Origin of the sequence: Micromonospora noduli (assembly GCF_003264475.1) — a bacterium.
GTDB classification, from domain to species: Bacteria; Actinomycetota; Actinomycetes; order Mycobacteriales; family Micromonosporaceae; genus Micromonospora; species Micromonospora noduli.
The window spans coordinates 1-20,732 of the sequence record NZ_PYAC01000028.1; the positions used below are offsets into that span (position 1 = coordinate 1).

A 20,732-nucleotide genomic window follows, 5' to 3' on the forward strand; every position below is an offset into this window, starting at 1 on the left:
TGACCGGCGCCCGCTACGGGGGGCCCGGCCGCATCACGCGCGACCCGGTGCAGGCCGCCCCGAGCTCGCCCGAGCCGGTCGCCGCGCACGACTGACCGCCTCGTCGGGGCGGTGGCGGATCCGCCACCGCCCCGACGAGGTCAGTACGCCAGGCAGACGCACTCGCTCATCAGCGCCCGCACGTTGCGCACGTACGACGGGTTGGGGATGGCCAGCGGCTTCCCCTCCTGAGCCACCGCACCGTGCCCGAAGTTGTACGCGGCGATGACGGCGTTGAGCAGGCAGGAATTCAGCTCGCTGGTGCACAGTGCCGGGTCGAGCCGGAAGTCCGACTCGAAGTACATGTCGCCGATGTACTTCGTCGCCCAGGCCAGGTAGGTGGCGCCGAGGTAGGCGTTGTCCTGGTAGGCGTCGATCTTGTAGCTCTTCTCGAACCGCTGATTCATCCAGGTCGCGGTGTCCGGCATCACCTGCAACAGCCCGACCCCACCGTCGCAGGCGTAGATGTTGGACTGCCAGCCGCTCTCCTGCCACGCGGTGGCCTTGAGCAGGTTGAGCGGGATCTTGATGTCCGGTGCGGAGACCGGCCAGTAGGTGCGGTTGGCCGCATTGGTCAGCGCCGTCTTCACCTCGGACCGGGTCGCCTGGCTGCCCTTGTAGGTCGGCTTGCAGGAGCTCGGCGCCGGTTTCGGCGGCGCCGGCGGAACCTCGGTCTCGGTGGGCGGCTTCGCCACCGCACGCGGCTTCGGTGCCGTCCGCGTCGGCTTCTTCGTCGGTTTCGGGGTCGGGGTCGCGCTACGACTCGGCGCGGCGCCCATCGACTCCACGGCGCTCACCGACGGGCTCGGCTCCCCGTCGACCTCGTCGGACGGGGCATCGGTCGACCCGTCGGTGACGGCGACCGGCGCTGCCAGGCCCGATGGGCTCTCCCCCTTGGCGGCGCAGCCGACCAGCGCGCCCGCCAGCAGAAACCCGGCGAGCACTGCGGCGCCCAGCCGATCGGTGCGTCGAACCATTCCCTTGCCTCCCCCGTGTGATTGTCGCCGCACCCTAACAAGGTTCGACCGGGCGGCGGTGCCCCTGCGACGGCCGCCGGGGGGTCTGGTCCACCGGGGGCTGACCGTTGCCCACCGCCCGGTCCCGGGTCGCCCAGGCGACCATGAACACCACAGTCCAGAGCACCCCGAGCAGCACCGCCGCGGCCGTCCCGCTCGCCGTGTCCAGTCCGAGGTAGAGCCGCGCGCCGCCGATCCCGAGCACCCCCGCCGCCGCGGCGGTCCAGGCGGCCACCGCCACCGGCCAGCGGGCGCTGCGCGACACCAGCCACGCCAGGGTGCAGAAGCTCGCCGCGACCACGGCGTTCTGGGTCGAGAGCGGGGCCGCCTCACCGCCGCCCGGGGCGGTCCCGTTCGGGCCGGTCAGTTCGGCCACCACGGCCAGCACCACCAGCGGCACGAACGCGCCCACAGTGCCGACCACGCTGAGCAGATCCGCCCGCCAGGGTCGGTTGCGCCACGCCAGCACCGCCGCCACCAGGGCCACCAACAGGATCAGCACCGACCCCCGTACCACCGACACCACGACCAGTGTGGCCTCGGCGGCGTCCGGGGTGCGCCGGGCGGCGAACCACCCCGCGACGGCGCCGTCCAGCGCGGCCAGCCCACTGTTGCGGACCGCCACCGCGAGCAGACCGGCGATGGCGAGCCCGGCGGCGAACAGCAGCAGCAGCCCGGCGGCCAGATTGAGCAGCAGCGTCCAGGCCGGGCCGATCCGCATGGCCACCAGGAAGAACAGCACCCCGTAGCGGGCGGTGAGCCACCGCACCGGGGGCAGAGCGCCGGCCCGGGACAGCAGCGCGCGCACCGGGTCGGGGTTACGGCCCAGCCACCGCCCCACGAGCACCACACCCACCAGGCCGGCCAGCAGCAGGAACGCCACCCCGGTGGCCCGGCCGAGAAGCCGGGAGACCGTGTCGTAGGACTCACCGGCGAGGTGACCGAGCAGCACCGACCCGCCCACCCAGGTCACCACCCCGGCCAGGTTCCAGAGGGCGAACCGCCGGTACGGCATACCGGCCGCACCGGCCAGTCGAGGCACCAGGGTCCGGGCGAAAGCCACCCATCGGGCGGCGAACACCCCCCGCCCTCCGAGGCGGGCGAGCATGGCGTCGGCGCGGGCCCACCGCTGCGGCCCGACCCGGTGACCCAGCCCGGCGCGCAGCCGGGAGCCGTACCGCCGTCCGGCGCGAAAGGCCAGCCCATCGCCGAGGACCGCCGCGACGATCATCGCGAGCAACGCCGGCCCGAGCCGCAAGGTACCGTTGTAGGTGAGGAAGCCGACGAGCAGCAGGGTAGCCTCACCCGGCACGAGCAGGCCGAAGATCACCGCGGTCTCGCCCGCCACGATCAGCGCGGCGACCAGGTAGATCCACAGGGTGGGCAGACCCTGCACCCAGGTCAGCAGGTCGTGCACTCAGGCCCCCGGGACACGGGTGCCAGCATGCCAGCCGGGAGAACCACCGGCACAGCGGTTTCACCATAGATCAGGGGCACCTGGGGGTGACCCCGACGCAGCCTGCGCGAGCGCAGGCGGAAGGATAGAGGGTATGCAGCTTCGCACCGACCTCCGCAACGTCGCCATCATCGCTCACGTCGACCACGGCAAGACCACCCTGGTCGACGCCATGTTGCGGCAGGCCGGCGCGTACGGCGCACGCGGCGAGAACACCGAGCGGGTGATGGACTCCGGTGACCTGGAGCGGGAAAAGGGCATCACGATCCTCGCCAAGAACACCGGCGTGCGTTACCTGCCGGCGGACGGCTCCGACCCGGTCACCATCAACATCATCGACACTCCCGGCCACGCCGACTTCGGTGGCGAGGTGGAGCGCGGCCTGACCATGGTCGACGGTGTGGTGCTGCTCGTCGACGCCAGCGAGGGCCCTCTGCCGCAGACCCGCTTCGTGCTGCGTAAGGCGCTGCGGGCCCGGATGCCGATCATCCTGGTGATCAACAAGGTGGACCGTCCGGACGCCCGGATCAAGGAGGTCGTGGACGACACCTACGAGCTCTTCCTCGACCTGGACGCCGACGAGGAGCAGATCGACTTCCCGATCGTCTACGCCTGCGCCCGCGACGGCATCGCCTCGCTGACCCAGCCCGCCGACGGCTCGGTGCCCGACGACAGCACCTCCCTGGAGCCGCTGTTCCGCACCCTGCTGGACACCATCCCGGCACCCTCGTACGAGGAGGGCGCGCCGTTGCAGGCCCACGTCACCAACCTGGACGCCTCGCCGTTCCTCGGCCGGCTCGCGCTGTGCCGGGTCCGCCAGGGCACCATCAACAAGGGTCAGACGGTGGCCTGGTGCCGCACCGACGGCAGCACCCAGCGGGTCCGCATCTCCGAGATGCTGATGACCGAGGGCCTGGAGCGCACGTCGGCCGAGACCGCCGGCCCGGGCGACATCATCGCCGTCGCCGGCATCCCGGAGATCATGATCGGTGAGACCCTCGCCGACGTCGAGAACCCGGTCGCGTTGCCGCTGATCACCGTCGACGAGCCCGCCATCTCGATGACCATCGGCACCAACACCTCGCCGCTGGTCGGCCGGCTCAAGGGCTCCAAGGTCACCGCGCGGATGGTCAAGGACCGGCTCGACAAGGAGCTGATCGGCAACGTGTCCCTGCGGGTCCTGCCCACCGAGCGGCCGGACGCCTGGGAGGTGCAGGGCCGCGGCGAGCTGGCGCTGGCCATCCTGGTCGAGCAGATGCGCCGGGAGAGCTACGAGCTGACCGTCGGCAAGCCGCAGGTGGTCACCCGGGTAATCGACGGCAAGACCTGCGAGCCGGTCGAGCGGCTGACCATCGACGCCCCGGAGGAATACCTGGGCGCGATCACCCAGCTCCTCGCCACCCGCAAGGGCCGGATGGAGCAGCTGGTCAACCACGGCACCGGCTGGATCCGGATGGAGTGGCTGGTGCCGGCGCGCGGCCTGATCGGCTTCCGCACCGAGTTCCTCACCGACACCCGGGGCACCGGCATCCTGCACCACGTCTTCGAGTCGTACGAGCCGTGGTTCGGCGAGCTGCGCACCCGTAACAACGGCTCGCTGGTCGCCGACCGGGCCGGCGCGGTCACCGCCTTCGCGATGACCAACCTTCAGGAGCGCGGTCAGCTCTTCGTCGAGCCCACCACCGAGGTGTACGAGGGCATGATCGTCGGGGAGAACTCCCGCTCCGACGACATGGACGTCAACATCACCAAGGAGAAGAAGCTCACCAACATGCGGCAGTCGACATCCGACGAGACCGAGAAGCTGGTCCCGCCGCGCAAGCTCACCCTGGAGCAGGCGCTGGAGTTCTGCCGCGAGGACGAGTGCGTCGAGGTCACCCCGGCCACGGTGCGCATCCGCAAGGTGGTGCTCGACCAGCAGCTGCGGGGCCGGGCCACCGCCCGCCGCAAGCACGCCGGCTGACCCACCAGCACCCGACACCGGGCGCGCCGGCCGCTTGCGGCCGGCGCGCCCGTCGTTTCCCCCGACGGGTACGCGAGCCCACCCCCGCTTGATCCGCTACGGTCACCGGCATGACCTGGGATGATCTCGACGCCCACCTGGACCGGGTGCCCGGCACCGTCTCCGCGTACGTCGGGCGGCTCGACGCGCCGCCGACCTGGACCCGCCACGCGGACGCCGGCCACTACGCCGCGAGCACCATGAAAGTGGCGGTGCTCGCCGCGCTGCACCGCGCCGCCGAGACCGGCGCCCTGGACCTGGACGCCCCGGTCCCGGTCGTCAACGACTTCGACTCCGCCCAGCCCGGCGCACCCCGCGTCGCCAACGCGCAGCCCTACGACAACGACGACGCGGTCTGGGACCGCATCGGCGGCACCGCCTCGCTGCGTTGGCTGGCCGACCGGATGATCGTGCGCTCCAGCAACCTCGCCACCAACCTCGTCCTCGGCCACGTCGGGCTGCCCGCGGTCGCCGAGGTCTGGGCGCTCGCCGGTGCCCGCAACAGCGTCACCGGCCGCGGCATCGAGGACTTCGCAGCCCGCGAGGCCGGCATCACCAACACGGTCACCGCCGCCGACCTGGCCGCCCTGCTCGGCGCCCTGGCCACCGGGGCCGACACCCCCGGCCCACTCGCCTCACCGGCCGCCTGCACCACCATGCTGGACGTCCTGCTCGCCCAGGAACACCGCGAGGACCTCGCCGCCGGCCTGCCCGCGGGCACCCGCATCGCGCACAAGAACGGTTGGGTACGCGGCGTCCGCCACGGCGCCGGCCTGGTGCTGCCCGACGACGCCCCGCCGTACCTGATCGCCGTCTGCACCACCACCGAGCTGGCCGGGGGCGACGACCAGGTCGAGGACGACGCCTGCCTGCTGCTCGCGCACATCTCGACGCAGGCCTGGGCCGCCCGCCACCAGCTCTGACCCGCCCGACTACTGCGGTACGTGCGGGCTAGGCTGCTCCCACCCCCACCCCGGAGCCGCCGATGCCCCGCAGTCGCACCGTGCTGATCGCCTTCCTCGTCGTGACGGCGGCGAACCTGCTGGCCAACGCCACCGGCGGCGGCCTGGCCTTCCTACTGACCAAGCCGCTGCTGATGCCGCTGCTGGCCGCGTACCTCTGGCGGGTCAGCGCCGAACGCGCGGCCCGACCGGACCGGCTGCTGCTCGCCGCGCTGGCCTTCGCCACCGGCGGCGACATCGCCCTGATGATCGACGGCACCGGCTGGTTCCTCGCCGGCATGGCCTGCTTCCTCGGCACGCACCTCTGCTACCTCGCGGCCTTCACCCGACACGGCGCCGCGACCGCGCTGCGCCGCACGCCGCTGGTCGCCGTCCCCCTGGGGTACGCGGTGCTGACCGTCGTCGCGCTGACCTGGATGTGGGCGGGGCTGACCGACGTCGGGCTTGCCGTACCGGTGGCCGGCTACGCGATCGCGCTGGCCACCATGGCGAGCACCGCCGCCACCCAGGGCTGGCGGGTCGGTCTCGGCGCCGCGCTCTTCCTCGGCTCCGACCTGCTGATCGCCGCCGGGGTGGCCGAGGTGGCCCAGCCACCCGGCGCGCCGGTGCTGGTCATGGCGACCTACGCCGCCGGCCAGGCACTGATCGTCACCGGCCGCGCCGACCGCACCGGCACACCCACCGACGCACCGGTCACTCCAGCAACTGCGCCCGCAACGCCCTGAGGTCGGGGTCGGTGAGCCCCAGCCCGTCGCGCAGGTACGCGTCGAACGAGCCGTGCACCCGACGCACCTCGGCGTAACCGGCGTCGAGATACTCGGCCCGGACCTCCAGCACCGGCAACACCGCGTCGACGTCCAACTCCGGATTCCGCCGGCGCATCGCCTCGACGATCACCGCCCGCAGGCTGTCGGTCAGCTCGTTGTTGCGCAGGTAGTCGGCGCGAATGGCCGCCTCATCCACCCCGAGCGCCGTCAACAGGATGACGGTCAGCCAACCGGTGCGGTCCTTGCCGGCGGAGCAGTGGTAGAGCAGCGGCAGATTCTCCGGCCGGGAGGCCAGCCGCACCGCCTCGGCGAAACCGACCCGCGCCGACTCACCCGTGACGAACCAGCGGTAGATCGCCGCCATCGCCCCCGCCGTGCCCTGCCGGGCCAGCTCCGCGTACGCGTCCAGGTCGTGACCGAGCAGCACCGCCGAGACGTACGTGAAGACCGGGTGCTCCGCGTCGTGCACCGGCAGGCGCACCACCCGTGGCTCACCGGCGAAGCGGTCCTCCGGCGCGACCGCGATCTCCGAGGCGTCGCGCAGATCCACCACGCACGCCGGCCCCAGCTTCGCCAGCACCGGTAGGTCCTCGTCGGTCAGCCGACCCAGCGCCGGAGTGCGGATCAACTGGCCGACCCGGACCCGCCGCCCGTCCGCGCCGACGAGCCCACCCAGGTCACGCGCGTTCGGTGCACCCACCAGCTCCCAGCCCTGCCCGGTCATCCGGTCTCCCCTCCCGCGGTGAACCTTTGTATAGGGTGCCTCACATGACGATCTCGGCGGTACGCACCCACCGGGTTTCCGCCCCCTTACACACCCCATTCGTGACCGCGCTACGCCGTACCACCACAGTGGACACGCTGGTCGTCGAGCTCGTCGACAGCGACGGCCGGTCCGCCTTCGGCGAGGCGCCGCAGGTCTGGCAGGTCACCGGCGCGTCGGTCGCCGGCGCGCAGGCGTGCGTCCGCGAGTTGCTCGGCCCACAGCTGATCGGCCGCGACCCGGACGACCTGGTGACCCGTTGCGCCGAGGTGCAGCGCGCCGTGGTCGGCAACGAGGCCGCGAAGGCGGCGGTGGACGTCGCCCTGCACGACCTCGCCGCGCGGCGGCTGGGCGTACCCCTGGTGCGGTTGCTCGGCGGCACCACGCTGCGGGTCCCGACGGACGTGACGCTGGCCGCGGGTGACGCGGTGGACCTGGCGGCCGCGGCACGGCAGCGGCAGGCCGACGGCTTCGGCGTGCTCAAGTTGAAGGTCGGCACCGACGCGGCCGGCGACCTGGACCGGGTGCGCGCGGTGCGGGCGGCCGTCGGCCCCGCCACCCGGATCCGGCTGGACGCCAACCAGGGCTGGACGCCCCGGGAGGCGGTCCGGGTGATCCGCGGCATCGAGGACGCCGGGCTCGACGTGGAGTTGGTCGAGCAGCCGGTGGCCCGCTGGGACCTGGACGGGCTGGCCTGGGTCAGCGACCGGGTGTCCGTGCCGATCCTGGCCGACGAGGCGGTCTTCGGGGTCCGTGACCTGGTGGAGGTGATCCGCCGCCGGGCCGCCGACCTGGTCAACGTCAAGCTGGCCAAGTGCGGTGGGCTGCATCCGGCCCGTACCCTCCTCGACCTGGCCACCGCGCACGGGCTCGGCACTGTCGTCGGCTCGATGATGGAGAGCCAGGTGGGCATCGGGGCGGCGGCGAGCCTGGTCGCCGCGTACGGCACCACAGCCGTCGCCGACCTGGACGCCGCCTGGTGGCTGGCCTGGTCACCGGTGCAGGGCGGCATCCGCTACGACGGGGCAACCGTGGTGCTGCCGGACGCCCCTGGCCTGGGCATCTCTGGCCTCGCTGAAGCAAAAGTGCAGGCTCATGGTTGATGGCTGTCGGTTTCTTTCATAAGGTTTCCCTCGACAGCCGACACGATCTGGGGGTTGACGTGGAGCTGCAACCGGGCCGTGAGGCCGTCGTCCGGGTCGCCGTGGCGACGCTGTGGACCTCCCCCGAGGCGGTCCGCCCGGTCGACTGCCCAGCGCTGACCGCCGGTGTCGACATCCCGACCTGGGTCTCCGGACTGGACACTGACCAGCAGGTCGGTGACTGCGTGCTGAGCCAACTCCTGCTCGGCGAACGGGTCCTCGTCAGCGAGCTCCGCCCGGACGGCTGGGCCCGGGTCGTCGCCGTCGAACAACCAGCCGCCAAGCTGGACCCGCGCGGCTACCCGGGCTGGCTCCCCGCCGGGCAGCTGGCCGTTCCCGACCCGGCCCACACCAGCACCGACCGCCCGCTGGTGGTGGACGCCACGGTCACCGGGCTGCACGCCGCCCCGAACGGGCCGGTGGAGTTGCCCGGCGTCGTCGTCGGCACCCGCCTCGTCCCGGCCGGCCCCGCGCTCGACGACTGGCGGCCGGTGCACGTCCCCGGCCGGGCCGCACCGCTCTGGCTGCCGGACGGGCACCTGGTCCCGGCGTCGGCCGCGTCGCCGACCGCCGAGCAGGCGCTCGCTGTGGCACAGCGACTGCTGGACGTGGTCTACATCTGGGGCGGTCTCTCCGCGCACGGCATCGACTGCTCGGGGCTGGTGCATCTGGCCTGGCGGCGGTTCGGGGTGCTGCTGCCCCGCGACGCCGACGACCAGGCCGTGGCCACCACCCCGCTGTCGTTGGGCGCGGAACGCCCTGGCGATCTCTACTTCTTCGCCCGACCCGGCCGCAAGATCCACCACATCGGCATCGTCACCGCCACCCCCGGCGACGGCGGCCAGCGCCGGATGCTGCACGCCTGCTACCGGCGGCGGCGGGTCATCGAAGAGGAACTGCCGGCCGACCGGACCGCCACGCTGGTCGGCGCGCACCGGGTCTCACCGGCCGGGCGCGTGTCCGCACCCGGCCGGTGACCGGTCAGCGTCGGGCGTCGGCCAACTCGCGACGCCGGTCGCGGGAGGACTTGATCAGGCTGGCGGCGGTGGCGACGCCCAGGGTGCCGATGATGACCAGCAGCGACAACCAGATCGGGATGTGCGGTGCCCAGCCGACGTGCTCGCCACCGTTGATGAACGGCAGGTTGTTGTCGGCCAACGCCTCCAGCACCAGCTTGACCCCGATGAAGCCGAGCACGACGGCCAGGCCGTAACTCAGGTAGATCAGCCGGTCCAGCAGGCCACCGAGCAGGAAGTAGAGCTGCCGGAGGCCCATCAGCGCGAAGACGTTCGCGGTGAAGACCAGATACGGCTCCTGGGTGATGCCGAAGATCGCCGGGATCGAGTCCAACGCGAAGATCAGGTCGGTGGTGCCGATCGCGATCATCACGATCAGCATCGGGGTGAACAGCCGCTTGCCGGCCACGTGGGTGGTGAGCTTCGCGCCGTCGTAGTCCTTCGAGATCGGCAGCGCCTTGCGGCTCCACCGGATCAGCACGTTCTCGGAGAACTCGTCCTCGTCCGGCTCACCCTGCCGGGCCAGGTTCACGGCGGTGTAGATCAGGAACGCGCCGAAGATGTAGAAGACCCAGGAGAACTGCGTGATCAGCGCCGCGCCGGCGGCGATGAACCCGCCGCGCATCACCAGCGCCAGCACGATGCCGACGAGCAGCACCTTCTGCTGATACTGCCGGGGCACCCCGAAGCGAGCCATGATGATCACGAAGACGAAGAGGTTGTCCACCGAGAGGCTGTACTCGGTGAGCCAGCCGGTGTAGAACTGGCCGGCCGCGCTGGCCCCGGAGGTCAGCCAGACACCCACGCCGAAGAGCAGGGCGAGACCGACGTAGAAGCCGACCCAGAGGCTCGACTCCCGCACACTCGGCTCGTGCGGGCGCCGACCAATGATCAACAGGTCGACGAGCAGGACCGCAGTCAGTGCGACAAGCGTCCCCGCCCACACCAATCCGGACACGTCCAACGTTCATTCCTCCGGCAGACACGCGGCGTCGGGCACACCGTACGCCCCTGCGGGAGCCGGCGTGCCGCTGTCGCTCACTCTGGTGACTGTCGGAGGTCTCTTCCGCCGTCGCCCCGGTGTGGGGCGGCGACCTACGGGGCCGGGTCGGGTCGCCGTGGTTCCGGCGATCGACCGTGCTGACGACTCCGTTGCGGGGGAATACTCCCCTCCTCGGTGACCATTGTTGCCCACCACGCCCCGTGATCACACCCCGGGCACCCGGTGGTGCCGAACACCGTTCGACGTGTCACACCGGCTAATGCTTCCTAGGAGGCTAGTGCACGTCGGGTGCGGCGATCGGGTCCGCGAGCGACCAGCCGGCAGCGAGCAGGTCGTCGCAGGCCCGCACCGCCCGGGCCAGCCGATCGGCGTGCGATCCGGCCAACTCCACCACCGGCACCCCGCACCCGGCCAGCTCGGCCCGGAAGCGCTCGGTCATCCAGGCCCGCAGGTGCTCACCGTCGCGCAGACCGTCATCGGTGAACGGCACCCCCTGGTGATCCGTCAGCAGATACAGCGCCGGCCGACGCGCCGCCGCCCGTACCTCCTCGGACGCGCTGCCCAGGTAGCGCTCCTCCCACACCGCCGTCGCCCTCGCGTCGGTGTCGCAGACCAGCAGCGGCCCGCTCGTCCGGGCCGCCGCGTCCTCGGCCGCCTGCTGCTCGCGGACCACCGCGCGGAAGTCGTCAGGGTCCCAGGCGACGTCGAAGACGGTCGCCTCCGGCGTCCGCTCCCGCAGCCGGGCCAGCTTGCGAGCGGTCAACTCCCGGCCGTACTCCGGCACCCAGGACGCGCCGTAGTGCCCGGCGAGCGCCGCCGCCATCGTCGTGGTCCCGGTCGACTCGGCCCCGACCACCACCACCCGCCGGACGAACCACTCCCGCACCGGCGGGCTCAGCCACCGCCAGTGACCCGCCGGGTCCGCGCGCACGGCCGTCCCGGAAACCGGCACGGTCCGCCGATCCGGATCCACCGACACGGGTACGGCGTGGAAGCGGCGCGCCAGCTCGCCGCCGTACGCCTCGGAGGAGAAGACCGCGTCCACCGACCCCGACCCGACCGCCTCGCGGAACACCGCGCAATGCGCGTCCCAGACCGCCGGATCGGCGTAGTCCACCGGGTGGTCGTCGTACCGGCCGACGAAACGGACCCACGGCGTGTCCGCGTGCACCTCGCGCAGCCAGTCGAGGCGTAGCGGAAGCGGAATGGACTCCCGGCGTGAGGGCGCCACGACGACGGTCACCTCGGCGCAGCGGGCGGCGGCAGCCCGGATCAGCGCGTGGTGCCCGGCGTGCGGCGGATAGAACTTGCCCACCACCATCCCGTGCCCGAACTCGGCGGCGGCCGAGCGCGCCGGCCCGCGTGGCGCCGGTGCACGGCCGGATGTCTCGGCGTTCACACGGTGACCGGGGCCGGGCCGGGCGGGACCGCGCTCGACCGGTCGGACCGACGCAGGTCGGCCCGCCAGGCGCGCAACCCGAGCACGCACAGCGCGAGGAAGACCAGATAGAGGACGGCCGTCAGGTGCAGCCCCTTGTACGCGTACAACGGGATGTAGATCAGGTCGGCGGCGATCCAGAGCCACCAACTCTCCACCCGCTTGCGGGTCTGCCCGTACGTGGCCAGCAGAGACAGCGCCGTGGTCAACGCGTCCGGCAGCGGCACTGTCGAGTCGGTGGCCCGGTCCAGCAGCACCCAGAGCGCGCCGGTGAGCAGCAGCCCGGCGGCGGCCAGCGCCAGCCACTCCCGCCGCCCCGTCCGGCTGACCGTGAGCCGGGTGCGCCGCTCGCCCCCGAACAGCCAGTGCCACCAGCCATAGCAGCCGAGCGCGACGTAGACGACCTGGAGCCCCGCGTCGGCGTACAGCCCGGCGGTCCAGAACAGCACCATGAGCAGCAGCACGTTGGCGATGCCGATCGGCCAGTTGGCGACCCTCTGCCGGGCCACCAGCCACACGTTGAGCACACCGGTCACGAACCCCAGCAGCTCCGCCCAGGTGGTGCCGGTACCGGCCACCCGAAACGCGGTGCCGGTGAGCCAGTCGATGATCACGAGGCCACCCTAGGGTCCGTGTCAACGCCCCCGGTCGAGCCGGGGAGGAGTCCAGGCAGTGGTCCGGCACCGACCCGCGACACCCACTGCCCCGACCGCCGTGGGAGGCTGTCCGACATGGTGCTTGAGGTCGCGCTGATCGACGTACTTCCCGGACACGAGGACGCGTTCGCCGCCGCGTACGCCGAGGGTCACCCGGTGCTCGCCGGAGCGACCGGCTGCCGGTCCGTGCGGATGACCCGAGGAATCGAGTCACCGACCCGCTTCGTGCTGCTCGTCGAATGGGACTCGGTCGAGGCGCACGAGAAGAACTTCCGGGCCACCGAACGGTTCGACAGGTGGCGGGCGCTGATCGGGCCGCACTTCGCGGGACCACCCGTGGTCGAACACTTCCTCGACGTACCGGCCTGAGCCGAGCTGTCGTACCCCACGGTTATCGTGCCGGGCGCACGCGCCGGCCGCCGGTCCCGACGGGCTCGGGGGCGCCGGGCCCGGTGGCCGCGCGGCGCTTCACCGTCGGCACCCTCAACCGTTACTCGCCGACGCGGCGGGCCAGCACGGTGACCGTCTCCTCCGATGACAGCGCCGCGGCCAGCAGCGCCGCTGTCATCCGCTCGTAGCGGTCCACGTCGAGCACTGTGGCCAACCGGACGTCGGTGGTCAACGCCTCGAGCATGACAGTGCGCGGGTCCGCCGGGTCGGGAAAGGCATAGCAGGAATACGGTGTGAGCGGATGCAGCCCGCCACCGGCCGCTCCACGTGGCAACAGTCGCACCGTGACGTGGGACAGGCCGGTCACCGCGACCAGATGACGCAGCTGTTCACGCCACACCGCCACCGGCAGGTCACCCGGGTCGCAGACGGCCTCGGCGAGCACCGCCGTGTAGCGCGGCGGGTAGGCCCGCCGGAGCACCTCCTGCCGCAGTGCCCTCGCGCGCACCTCGGCCTCCACATCGACCTCCGGCGTGAGCTGGGCGCCGGCGCTGACCAGCACCCGGGCGTACGCGGGCGTCTGGAGCAGCCCCGGCACCACCGACGGCTGGTACTCGACGATGTCGGCGGCGCCGGCCTCCAACTCGGCGTAGGTGCGCTGCCGTTCGCTCATCTCGCCCAGCGTCTTCCACCAGCCTCGACTGGTCGCCGCGTCCCGGGCGATGACGATCAGCGCCTCCCGGGCGGGCGTGGGCACCTTGTAGACATCCAGCAGATCGAGCACGTCGGCGAGGTCCGGGCGACTCTGACCCAGCTCGATGCGGGACAGCTTCGACGTCGAGGCCCAGCCCAGCCGGTCGCAGACCTGCTCCAGGGTCAGCGACTCGCGCCGACGGAGTTGGCGCAGTTCTGCGCCGAGACGTGCACGTCGAATGACAGGACTTGTTGGCAGCGGCATCCCGGCCTCCCCACCGAGGGAGACTACGCAGGACGATCACCCAGTGCAATAGCTCGCTCGCGCACCGCAATCAGGGCATTCGACGCCGCCAGCCGGCCGGGCCAGCCCGAACACACCGTCTCCGCAGGTCAGTGCGGTTTCAAGCCGCTCAGGCTGGTCCGGCGGGCCGCCCGCCCCCGGGTCGGCGTAGCCGGCTCAGGGTCGGTACGTGCCGAAGGACCAGACGTTGCCGGCCAGATCGCGGGCTGAGTAGTCACGGGAGCCGTAGTCGGTGTCGAACGGCTCGCGGATGATCTCGGCGCCGGCCGCGCGGGCCCGGGCGCAGTGGGCGTCGACGTCCGACACGGCCACGTAGACCGACCAGTCGTCGTCGGCCGGACGGGGCGGGGCGTCGGCCCGAGCACCCAGCATGATCATGCCGGTGTCGAGGACCAGCTCGGCGTGCGCGACCGTACCGTCCGGCGCCTCGTGCACGGCATGCACCCGGAAACCGAAGGCGGCACCGAGCCAGTCGATCGCGGCGCGGGGATCGGGGTAACGGAAGATCGGATAGATGGTTCGCATGACCCGATTCTGCGGCCGGCGGCGCGGCTCCGGATTGGACGAATGTGACCTCGGCGGGTCGCCGACCCGGCTTCGCTCGGCTCGGCGGTCGCCGGCCCGGCTTCGGTCGGCCGGTGCTGTCAGCGGCCGGAGAGCAGCGCGGCCGGCGTGGCCCCCGCGAACTCGTGGAAGTCCCGGATCAGGTGGGACTGGTCGTAGTAGCCGCAGCCCGCCGCCACGGCGGCCCAGTCGACTCCCCGCCCGACCCCGCCGGCCTGGGTCGACGCGGCGTGAGCCCGCTGAAAGCGAAGCAGCCGGGCGGCCATCTTGGGCGGCAGCCCGACCTCCTGCCGGAACCGGGACGCGAGGTGCCGGCGGCTCCAGCCCAACTCGTCGGCGAGCACACCGACGCTCCCCCGCCCACCGCTGGTGGCCAGCCACCGCCACGCCCAGTCGAGCCGCGGGTCCACCGGCGGAGACGCCGCCAGCCGGGCGGCGAGCACCCGGTCGAGCAGGTCGAACCGTTCCGACCAGCCGGTGGCCTCGGCGAGCCGGCCGCGCAGCCGATCCAGCCAACGGCCCGGGAACTGCCCGACGCCGACGGCCCGATTGGTCAGCTCACTCAGAGGCAGACCGAGAAGCCGGCGGGCGGTGAGGGGGGCGAGCAGCAACTCGACACCCTCCCCCACGCCCACCGTGCGCGTGGTGCACCAACTGTCGAAGGTGCCGGCCACGAACGAGTCGACAGCGGTGACGCCGCGCTGCTCGCTACGCGGATCGGTCACGTCCAGCGGAGCGCCCCAGCCCAGGATCAGCACCACGAAGACGCCAGCCGGCTCCCGGCGGACCAGTGGCACGTCAGCCCGTTCCCGGTAACCCACGTACCTGTCGACGAACGGACGCAGGCTGGCGTCGGGCACCCCGAGGACCATCTCGCCGATCGGCGCCACCGCCGTCAACTGTGCCCGCCCTTCGCGTGCCCCGGCCGGCCGGGCCCGAGCGGAGCGCTGGCCCGGCCGGCCGGGTGGCCGTCACTTCACGCCGGCGGCGTCCATGCCGCGCAGCTCCTTCTTCAGGTCGGAGACCTCGTCGCGGATCCGGGCCGCCAACTCGAACTGAAGCTCGCGTGCGGCGGCCAACATCTGGTCGTTGAGCTCCTGAATGAGCTGGGCGAGGTCGGCACGGGCCATCCCCTCCCGTGAGGTGGTGCTCGCGGCGGACCGGCTCCGGCTGCGGGTCTCCTTGACCGGCGCCTTGCCTCGGGAAAGCTGACGCACCGCGCCGCCGACCCGGGAGTTCTCGGTGTCCTCCGCCTCGCGGTAGATGTCGTCCAGGATGTCGTGGATCTTCTTACGCAGCGGCTCCGGGCTGATGCCGTGCGCCTCGTTGTGCGCGATCTGCTTGGCCCGACGCCGATCGGTCTCGTCGATCGCCGCCGCCATCGACGGGGTGATCTTGTCGGCGTACATGTGCACCTGGCCGGAGACGTTACGGGCGGCCCGCCCGATGGTCTGGATCAGCGACCGGCCGCTGCGCAGGAAGCCCTCCTTGTCGGCGTCGAGAATCGCCACCAGCGACACCTCGGGCAGGTCCAGACCTTCGCGGAGCAGGTTGATGCCGACGAGCACGTCGTAGTCGCCCTTGCGCAGCTCGCGCAGCAGCTCCACCCGGCGCAACGTGTCGACCTCCGAGTGCAGGTAGCGCACCCGGATGCCGTTCTCCAGGAGGTAGTCGGACAGGTCCTCGGCCATCTTCTTGGTCAGCGTGGTGACCAGCACCCGCTCGTCCCGGTCGGTCCGCAGCTTGATCTCGTGCATCAGGTCGTCGATCTGGCCCTTGGTCGGCTTGATCACGACCTCCGGGTCGACCAGACCGGTGGGTCGGATCACCTGCTCGACGAACTCGCCCTGGGCCTGCTCCATCTCCCAGGTGCCGGGGGTCGCGGAGAGGTAGACCATCTGGCCGACCCGCTCCAGGAACTCGTCGAAGCGCAGCGGCCGGTTGTCGGCCGCGCTGGGCAGCCGGAAGCCGTGGTCGATGAGCATCCGCTTGCGCGACGCGTCGCCCTCGTACATGCCGCCGATCTGCGGGATGGTCACGTGCGACTCGTCGACCACCGTGAGGAAGTCGTCGGGGAAGTAGTCGAGCAGGGCGTGCGGCGGGCTGCCGGGCAGCCGCCCGTCCATGTGCATCGAGTAGTTCTCGATGCCGGAGCAGAAACCCACCTGCCGCATCATCTCGATGTCGTAGGTGGTGCGCATCCGCAGCCGCTGCGCCTCCAGCAACTTGCCCTGCCGCTCCAGCTCGGCGAGGCGCTCGGCCAGCTCCACCTCGATGTCACGGATCGCGCGTTCCATCCGCTCCGGACCGGCCGCGTAGTGGGTGGCCGGGAAGATCACCAGCTGGTCGACCTCGCGGACCACATCACCGGTCAACGGGTTGAGGTAGTAGAGCTTCTCCACCTCGTCACCGAACAGCTCGATCCGGATCGCCAGCTCCTCGTACGCCGGGATGATCTCCAGCGTGTCGCCGCGGACCCGGAAGGTGCCTCGCTGGAACGCCATGTCGTTGCGGGTGTACTGGATGTCGACGAGCCGGCGCAGCAACTGGTCGCGGTCGAGCTCCTGCCCGATCTGCACCTTCACCGCCCGGTTGAGGTACTCCTCCGGGGTGCCCAGGCCGTAGATCGCCGAGACGGTCGCCACCACGATCACGTCGCGGCGGGTGAGCAGCGACATCGTCGCCGAGTGCCGCAGCCGCTCCACCTCCTCGTTGATCGAGGAGTCCTTCTCGATGTAGGTGTCGGTCTGGGGGATGTAGGCCTCGGGCTGGTAGTAGTCGTAGTACGAGACGAAGTATTCGACAGCGTTGTGCGGCAGCAGCTCGCTGAACTCCTTGGCCAGCTGCGCGCAGAGCGTCTTGTTCGGGGCGAGCACCAGGGTGGGGCGTTGCAGCCGCTCGATCAGCCACGCCGTGGTCGCGCTCTTGCCGGTGCCCGTCGCGCCGAGCAGCACGGTGTTGCGGTCGCCGCGCCGAACCCGGCGCTCAAGCTCATCGATGGCCGCCGGTTGGTCGCCGGCCGGCTGAAACTCACTGACGACCTGGAAGCGGCTGTCCAGCCGGGGAATGTCGAGCGCCATGCCATCAACGGTACGCCGGAGGTCCGACAGGAACGGCCGTCACGCCAGGTACGTGATCAGCTTCAATATTCCCATTGTGTGGCCCATGTCACCGGGACTACCCTCTTCATGTAGGCCGCTCGCGGCGGCCGACCGGGCCGGTGGCCAGGCCAACATCAAGGCCGGTCACCCCCGGCACTGCGGTCGCAGCACCCGGCTCGTCCGGCGTGCGCACCCGTGTGGTCGCGCTCGAGGCGCAGACCGGCCGCCGCGAGCGCCCCTGCTCGTCACCCCGGCGCCTCCCCGCCCGTTTCATCTCCGTGGACACCTCTCCGACCCCGGCGCCCGACACCGCCCGCACCGCCACACCCCGGCCGGACGACCCGAGCACCGCCCGCACCGCCACACCCCCGCCGGACGACCCGGGCACCGGCAGCGGGCGGCACCGCACCGGCCCGGCCGGCAGCGCCTCGGCGACCAGCCGCACCCCCAGCGACACCGGAGGCAGGCCCACGGCCGGCCGGACCAGCGGCGGCGCGCGCCGAGCCACCGCCGGCCGCAAGACCGACGACACACGGCGGGCCGCCGCCGAGCGAAGCCTCGCGGGAAACCGCGCGACCACCCGCCGCGACGACACCCCGGACACCGCAGACACCACCGGGGCCGCCGACACCACCGGGCCGTCCGCGGCCGGCCGTCGTCGACGTACGGTGCTGCTGTTGCTCGGTCTGACGGCGGTGACGTCCGCGACGGCGCTGGTGCTCGGGCTGTTGAGCTGGGCGCCCGACCCGCCCGAGCCGGCCCGGCCGCTGACCTTGGCGGAGGGCGAGCGCCTGGCCGCCGTGCGGGTCACCAACCTGCGCGACCTGCGCGCCGGCGTACGGGTCACAGCCGGCACCGGCGCCGCCCGCATCGAACTGGTCGGCTGGGTGGACTGGTCCCGGTCGCTGCTCTACCTCGACGTGGGCGGGCCGGGAGCGGGTGCCGAACGCGGACTGTTGCAGAAGAGCGGTCCGGTGCTGGTGATCCGGCCCGATCCGGCGGCGGTACCCACTCCCGCCGCCCCACCACTGATGCCCCCGGCGGACCGGTGGCGGCTGCACCGGCTGGCACCCGGGGCGCACCTGGCACCGGTGCTCGACCTGCTCCTCGATCTCGCCGCCGACCGCCCCGACCCCACGACCCGGACGGCACCGCCCGACGGGGCACGCTGGATCGCCCGGGAGACCGTCCCGGCCGGCCCACTGGACGTCATACAGGCACCACTGCCTACCGGCGCGCCAGCCGCCAGCACGACGATCGGCACCACCAGCGCGGCGACGCCCGCCCCGGACGGGCAGACCCGGTACTGGCTCGATCAGGACGCCCGGCTGCACAAGCTGGTGACCCCGCTGCCCGGTGCCGGACCAGTCACGATGATCTTCAACCGAGCGGATCGGCCGACACTACGGCCGGTCGACCTACTCGGCGGCCGCCCCGGTCTGCCCCGCGCGCTGACCGACGCCGAGCAGCGTCGGCTCGACCGGCTGCCGGCCCGGCTTCGCGCCCACGGCGGTGCCACGGTGACGCTGACCGCACCGATGGGCACGGACACGAACCTGCGGGCCGCCGGCTGGTTGAGCTGGACCGCGCGTACCGCGTACCTCGCGGTCGCCGACCTGGGCGTACCGGACCGCCGGACCCTTCTGCGCCGCGACACCGCCGGTCTGGCCCGGGCGGACCTGCCGGCGGCCGATGCCGGCGGCGGCACCGCCGAGGCGCCGGCCCGGCCGCCGCTGCCGCCCCCGGCCGCCGGATGGCGGGTCTCCCGGCCCGGCCGGGACGACCTGAGTGTGCTGGTCGACGCCGCAGTCGCCGCCGGGTCGGTCGGGCAGCGCGGCGCGGCCGTGCGGGTACGCGAGGACGTCACCGCCGGACGGACCGTGGACGTCATCGAATCGGGTCCCGCCAACGCGCGGCTACGTTACTGGATCGACCGGGACGGGTCGCTCCGCCGGCTCGAGTTGCAGACCGACGCCGGCGCGTGGGCATACCTGGATCTGCAGCCCGCCGTCGTGCCCCGACTGGCTGCCAACCCTCGGCCCGCCACCCCTCGGCCTTCGGCCCCTCGGTCTTCGACCCCTCGCCCCGGTGCCCGCTGACCGGTGCCTCAGGGACGCCAGCCGGTCTGCGCGGCCCACTGCTCGGCCCGCAGGTACTCCTCGTCGAACCATGGGTTGCGGGCCGTGCCGGAATCGCCGGCCTCCGGCGCCGCGTCGACCAGGTCCCGCTTGAACAGCAGGTACGCGGCCCGCTGATCCGGGTCGGCACGCAGGTGGTCGCGCATCAGCAGCGCGTACCGCCAGCCCGGCGAATCCGCCAACCGCACGTGCAGACGAACCGGGCGGGCAGGGTCCGCGCTGCCGTGCAGCCGCTTCTCCCAGCGGCCCCGGCCGGCTGGACGCGGGTCGTCCCACCACTGCCCCGGCACCCGTGGGAACCCGGCGTTCGCCAGCCGATCGGCCAACGGCCCGTCGGCGTCGGCGAGGCTGGAGACCGCCACCTGCACGTCGATGACGTTCCGGGCGGCCAGGCCGGGCACCGCCGTCGAACCGATGTGATCGATCCGTAGGGCATCCGCGCCGAGGGCGTGCTGGATCCGGGCGGCCAGCCGCGCGTACTGCTCCGGCCAACTCGCGTCGGCCCCGGCCAGCTCGGCCGCGTCCGGCGGGACCACCCGCCGCTGGCGCAGGTTGTCCTCATAGGGCACCAACCGCTGCTTCCAGAGCAGGTCGACGGCGTCGTGCAGCGCCGTCAGGCTCCCGTCGTTGGTCAGCACCACGTCCGCCGCCGCCCGGCGGCGGGCGTCGTCGGCCTGCGCGGCGATCCTCCGCTCGGCTTCCGCGCGACCCATCCCCCGGTCGCGCGCCAGCCGCTCCAGTCGGGTCGACACGGCCGTCTGCACCACGACCACCAGGTGGTACGTCGGCGCGAGACCCACCTCGACCAGCAGCGGTACGTCGTTGACGACTATCGCGTCGGGTGCCGCCGCGGCCGCCAGCTCCGCGGTGCGGGCCCGGACCCGGGGGTGGGTGATCGCCTCCAGCCGACGACGGGCGGTCTCGTCGGCGAACACCACAGCTCCCAGTGCGGCACGGTCCAGTGCGCCGTCGGCGTCCACCACCGAGTCGGAGAAGGCGGCGACGATCTCGGCCAGGCCGTCCGTACCCGGCGCCACCACCTCCCGGGCCACCCGGTCGGCGTCAATCAGCACCGCACCCCGCTCGACGAGCCGCGCGGCCACCGCGCTCTTGCCTGACCCGATCCCGCCGGTCAACCCCACCCTCAGCACCCGAACAGTCAACCGGATCGACAAGCCCGCCGCCAAACCCACCCACGGCCCGGCGACCTCCCAAACCACCCCACCACCTCGGGCCGCGACCGCCCCCGCGCCCCGCGCCTCGCGCCCCGCGCCCCGCGCCC

At 72.5% G+C, this 20,732-nt stretch carries 18 protein-coding genes; 7 read left to right on the top strand and 11 right to left on the bottom strand.

Annotation, left to right across the window (positions count from 1 at the left end; translation table 11 throughout):
- Positions 1–140: 140 nt before the first annotated feature.
- Together MED15_RS24275 and MED15_RS24280 are read right to left on the bottom strand one after the other, a co-directional pair.
- Positions 141–1,016 carry a lytic transglycosylase domain-containing protein gene (locus MED15_RS24275; RefSeq protein WP_112737056.1) on the bottom strand — a complete coding sequence of 292 codons (876 nt, stop codon included), beginning with the start codon at positions 1,014–1,016 and terminating at the stop codon, positions 141–143.
- A gap of 34 nt (positions 1,017–1,050) precedes the next feature.
- A complete protein-coding gene (locus tag MED15_RS24280; protein WP_112588387.1) occupies positions 1,051–2,472 on the bottom strand; it encodes a DedA family protein in 1,422 nt (473 codons plus the stop codon).
- A 133-nt stretch (positions 2,473–2,605) separates the two neighbouring features.
- On the opposite strand from MED15_RS24280, the gene typA reads away from it, so the two are divergent.
- From typA to MED15_RS24295, 3 genes are all read left to right on the top strand, one after another.
- A complete protein-coding gene (typA, locus tag MED15_RS24285) occupies positions 2,606–4,474 on the top strand; it encodes a translational GTPase TypA (RefSeq protein WP_091407975.1) in 1,869 nt (622 codons plus the stop codon).
- Positions 4,475–4,584: 110 nt separating this feature from the next.
- Complete coding sequence (locus tag MED15_RS24290; RefSeq protein WP_112737058.1) at positions 4,585–5,436, top strand: serine hydrolase; 852 nt, start codon at positions 4,585–4,587, stop codon at positions 5,434–5,436.
- Between the two features lie 62 nt (positions 5,437–5,498).
- A complete protein-coding gene (locus tag MED15_RS24295; RefSeq protein ID WP_112737060.1) occupies positions 5,499–6,200 on the top strand; it encodes a lysoplasmalogenase in 702 nt (233 codons plus the stop codon).
- On the opposite strand, the gene MED15_RS24300 is transcribed toward MED15_RS24295, so the two are convergent.
- Entirely contained in the window at positions 6,169–6,966 is a 798-nt protein-coding gene (locus tag MED15_RS24300; protein WP_112588392.1) for a tyrosine-protein phosphatase, read from the bottom strand. The genes MED15_RS24295 and MED15_RS24300 overlap by 32 nt on opposite strands.
- A 44-nt stretch (positions 6,967–7,010) precedes the next feature.
- On the opposite strand from MED15_RS24300, the gene MED15_RS24305 reads away from it, so the two are divergent.
- Together MED15_RS24305 and MED15_RS24310 are read left to right on the top strand one after the other, a co-directional pair.
- A complete protein-coding gene (locus tag MED15_RS24305; RefSeq protein ID WP_112737062.1) occupies positions 7,011–8,108 on the top strand; it encodes a mandelate racemase/muconate lactonizing enzyme family protein in 1,098 nt (365 codons plus the stop codon).
- 59 nt (positions 8,109–8,167) lie between these two features.
- Positions 8,168–9,124, top strand: a complete 957-nt coding sequence (locus MED15_RS24310; RefSeq protein WP_112588394.1) for a C40 family peptidase — start codon at positions 8,168–8,170, stop codon at positions 9,122–9,124.
- Between the two features lie 4 nt (positions 9,125–9,128).
- On the opposite strand, the gene MED15_RS24315 is transcribed toward MED15_RS24310, so the two are convergent.
- The 3 genes from MED15_RS24315 to pnuC form a co-directional block, all read right to left on the bottom strand.
- Positions 9,129–10,127: a TerC family protein gene (locus MED15_RS24315; RefSeq protein WP_112588395.1), complete on the bottom strand. Its 999-nt coding sequence runs from the start codon at positions 10,125–10,127 to the stop codon at positions 9,129–9,131.
- A 313-nt stretch (positions 10,128–10,440) separates the two neighbouring features.
- Positions 10,441–11,565, bottom strand: coding sequence for an AAA family ATPase (locus MED15_RS24320; RefSeq protein WP_244220568.1), 1,125 nt, complete (start codon positions 11,563–11,565; stop codon positions 10,441–10,443).
- Positions 11,562–12,218: a nicotinamide riboside transporter PnuC gene (pnuC, locus tag MED15_RS24325; protein WP_112588397.1), complete on the bottom strand. Its 657-nt coding sequence runs from the start codon at positions 12,216–12,218 to the stop codon at positions 11,562–11,564. The genes MED15_RS24320 and pnuC overlap by 4 nt, the downstream gene beginning before the upstream one ends.
- A 117-nt stretch (positions 12,219–12,335) precedes the next feature.
- Here pnuC and MED15_RS24330 point away from each other — a divergent pair, with 117 nt between their 5' ends.
- Positions 12,336–12,629 carry an antibiotic biosynthesis monooxygenase family protein gene (locus MED15_RS24330; RefSeq protein WP_112588398.1) on the top strand — a complete coding sequence of 98 codons (294 nt, stop codon included), beginning with the start codon at positions 12,336–12,338 and terminating at the stop codon, positions 12,627–12,629.
- Between the two features lie 121 nt (positions 12,630–12,750).
- Here the strand turns inward: MED15_RS24330 and MED15_RS24335 are convergent, their stop codons facing one another.
- The 4 genes from MED15_RS24335 to uvrB form a co-directional block, all read right to left on the bottom strand.
- A complete protein-coding gene (locus MED15_RS24335) occupies positions 12,751–13,608 on the bottom strand; it encodes a helix-turn-helix domain-containing protein (protein ID WP_112588400.1) in 858 nt (285 codons plus the stop codon).
- A 195-nt stretch (positions 13,609–13,803) separates the two neighbouring features.
- On the bottom strand, positions 13,804–14,172 hold the full coding sequence (locus MED15_RS24340) for a VOC family protein (protein WP_112603565.1): 369 nt from the start codon (positions 14,170–14,172) through the stop codon (positions 13,804–13,806).
- Positions 14,173–14,291: 119 nt separating this feature from the next.
- Positions 14,292–15,101, bottom strand: coding sequence for a helix-turn-helix domain-containing protein (locus MED15_RS24345; protein ID WP_244220569.1), 810 nt, complete (start codon positions 15,099–15,101; stop codon positions 14,292–14,294).
- Positions 15,102–15,182: 81 nt separating this feature from the next.
- Positions 15,183–17,291: an excinuclease ABC subunit UvrB gene (gene uvrB / locus MED15_RS24350; RefSeq protein WP_112588404.1), complete on the bottom strand. Its 2,109-nt coding sequence runs from the start codon at positions 17,289–17,291 to the stop codon at positions 15,183–15,185.
- A gap of 206 nt (positions 17,292–17,497) precedes the next feature.
- On the opposite strand from uvrB, the gene MED15_RS24355 reads away from it, so the two are divergent.
- On the top strand, positions 17,498–19,411 hold the full coding sequence (locus tag MED15_RS24355; RefSeq protein WP_112737064.1) for a hypothetical protein: 1,914 nt from the start codon (positions 17,498–17,500) through the stop codon (positions 19,409–19,411).
- Positions 19,412–19,419: 8 nt separating this feature from the next.
- Here the strand turns inward: MED15_RS24355 and coaE are convergent, their stop codons facing one another.
- Entirely contained in the window at positions 19,420–20,601 is a 1,182-nt protein-coding gene (gene coaE / locus MED15_RS24360; RefSeq protein WP_112737065.1) for a dephospho-CoA kinase, read from the bottom strand.
- Between the last annotated feature and the right edge of the window lie 131 nt (positions 20,602–20,732).